Origin of the sequence: Enterobacter cloacae complex sp. P12RS, from assembly GCF_014895875.1 — a bacterium.
GTDB classification, from domain to species: Bacteria; Pseudomonadota; Gammaproteobacteria; order Enterobacterales; family Enterobacteriaceae; genus Enterobacter; species Enterobacter bugandensis.
The window spans coordinates 1-2,242 of record NZ_JADBQO010000060.1; the positions used below are offsets into that span (position 1 = coordinate 1).

The window sequence follows — 2,242 nt, forward strand, 5'->3', positions numbered from 1 at the left end:
GTATTTTTTATATGCATTATTCCTCTTTAAGAATTAACATTATTGGCTACTCTTAAAATTACTGTGATCCATAGTCGAATAATGTACCCATAATCCAAAGAACTTCTTCGCGCCATTAGAAAAGAAAAACAAAGAATCAATAATGGCACGACACCATTCAATATTAAGGTAGTTTATTGCCCTTTCTTTTACGATTGGAGTCTATTTCGTAGAAATAATCTTCACAGAAAACGTTTAAAGCATTTTCCAGTGGAACAAGTTTCACCCCCCGGAAGCCTTTACTTTCTATAAATTCCTTCACCTCTTGTTTAACAATGATAAAACCACTTAACAATGTGTCGTTCAACGAAAGTATATCATATTCCAGCGCATCATCCTTGAATTCAATTTTAAAAGGTATGATGCCTCCGAATTTATCTTCTTCGAGAATAGATTTTTCTTCATCTATAACATCCCCGCTAGGAAAATATACATATTTAAAATCATCCCGAAGAGCTTGACCATTCCCAATCGAAACTGGTGTTATATCTCGGTCAAAAAAACATTATGCTTATGATTTTCAAGAATTGAAAATAAAGACTAATCCATCAGGTGTCCAAAGTCTTTTTTATAATAGTCAAATTTCAAAGCCCCAACATTTCTATTGCACAACAAATAAATACGGTCTGGACATGCATCGTCTGTTATTCGATAAGGAAAGGAAAATGCAGATCCTTTTATTTCCCAGTTTTCATCGATCTGTATTCTTTCATCAACCATGCCCTGTAAATTTCTTGGAATGAGTGGTGAATCAAAGTCATTCATGATCACATAATAGGACATTAATTCATTCTCCTGCATTTTGTTGTGGGAACATGACCCATCCAAACTTTATTCTTCATATCAATCTGGATCCGCCTTATAGCTATCCCTGCCCCTTTAGCATCCAATCTTCAAGAATTATATCGCTGCTCAACACGAGCAATGCGCTGACGGACAATGTCACTATAGTTATGATGATTACTGCTATGGAAAACATCCATACCTTTCCCTGCATCTTGTTTCATCGCTGATGCGCTACCTGGAACATGAATACCATTAAACGCAGAGTTCATGTCTTTTCCGATGCCAACATTATTGAAGAATGATTGGTCCTATTTCCACACCTCAACGGGTATAACATGGTGAGCAGAATTCGCTCCGGCGTGCCGTTCGGCTGGCAGTGGAACCAGAAAATCTCCGGGGCATCAACGCCGTCAACACGCGCCAGGGGATCGTAGCTGTCCTGATCGCTGTAGACGTAGGTCAACGGCACATCTCCGTGCACTTCCTGCAGCAGGCGGAACCCTTCCCAGACAAACCGGCTTGCCGGTTGGCTGACCGCCCAGCATCTGCTGGTGCGTTTTGCTGATGCGCCGGCCGAGCGGATCGTAGCGGAAGCTGACCTGCGTCTGCGGCTTGTTGCGATCCCGCGGCTGGCTGATGACCTCCGTCAGGCGATGTTCACCATCGTAGCGGTAGTGCCAGCGGGTCTGGCCGTTATCCTTCTCCACGGTACGGCCGTGTATGTCATACTGCCAGCGAATGCCGTTCAGCTGCGTCAGGCGGTTGTGCGTGACCTTCTCAGCAGAGCCTTCAAGCGGGTTACCGGTAGTATCCCAGCGGTGCAACCAAGAGCACTAAGAATTACCGGTAACTATATCCCGGCGATGCAGGCGGCCAAGACGGTCATATTCGCTGCGGGTAGACAGCCCCCCTGCGTGCGCCTAGAGCAAGGGCTTATACGTGCTCAAGCTATAATGTATAAGGACTCCACGCCGACAAGGATAAGCAAGGCACGAAAGTAGCGGACAAGATGGTTGTGGAAGGGGAAAATTACTTCTAACAGATTTCTATGAGATAATTTTTTATTTAACTTTTGATCGCTTTGAACAAAAAACGCCCCCCATGCGTGTTTTTAGTTCTCTATTATAATTGGCTAAAGTTAACTTTTACAAAGAACCTCATTGAGCGACTTATTTTGGTTTGTAGTAAAAAACCATCCTTATTACTGTTCGAAAGGTAATTATTAAAAAAGAGGCTAATATTTTAGCTTTTCTTTTTTTCAATGGCTATTAAAACCTCATAAGCATCCTTTTCACTCATTTGAACTTTTTTGGCCTCATCAATGCTCAATTCTTCTTCCTCTTCTTTCATAACTATCCCCCCTGAATAAAACCTAATAAAAAAACGCCCTTCTCTTTCGATAAGGATTACCCCATAA

3 protein-coding genes and 1 pseudogene are annotated in these 2,242 nt (G+C 42.3%); all 4 read right to left on the reverse strand.

What is annotated here, in order from left to right:
- Window positions 1–163: 163 nt before the first annotated feature.
- Window positions 164–526 carry an Imm43 family immunity protein gene (locus IM284_RS23645; protein ID WP_322112612.1) on the reverse strand — a complete coding sequence of 121 codons (363 nt, stop codon included), beginning with the start codon at window positions 524–526 and terminating at the stop codon, window positions 164–166.
- 53 nt (window positions 527–579) lie between these two features.
- Window positions 580–822, reverse strand: coding sequence for an Imm43 family immunity protein (locus IM284_RS23650; RefSeq protein ID WP_255505861.1), 243 nt, complete (start codon window positions 820–822; stop codon window positions 580–582).
- Window positions 823–932: 110 nt separating this feature from the next.
- Window positions 933–1,094 (reverse strand): AHH domain-containing protein, encoded by a 162-nt coding sequence (locus IM284_RS22260; protein WP_082131820.1) that lies wholly within the window; start codon window positions 1,092–1,094, stop codon window positions 933–935.
- A 77-nt stretch (window positions 1,095–1,171) separates the two neighbouring features.
- Window positions 1,172–1,736, reverse strand: a pseudogene (locus IM284_RS23480) (type IV secretion protein Rhs); the annotation flags it as partial.
- Between the last annotated feature and the right edge of the window lie 506 nt (window positions 1,737–2,242).

What these genes read in the sequence shown, in the direction of transcription:
- IM284_RS23650 (WP_255505861.1), bottom strand. Translation starts at nt 822, where the DNA reads ATGTCCTATTATGTGATCATGAATGACTTTGATTCACCACTCATTCCA.
- IM284_RS22260 (WP_082131820.1), bottom strand. Translation starts at nt 1,094, where the DNA reads ATGAACTCTGCGTTTAATGGTATTCATGTTCCAGGTAGCGCATCAGCG.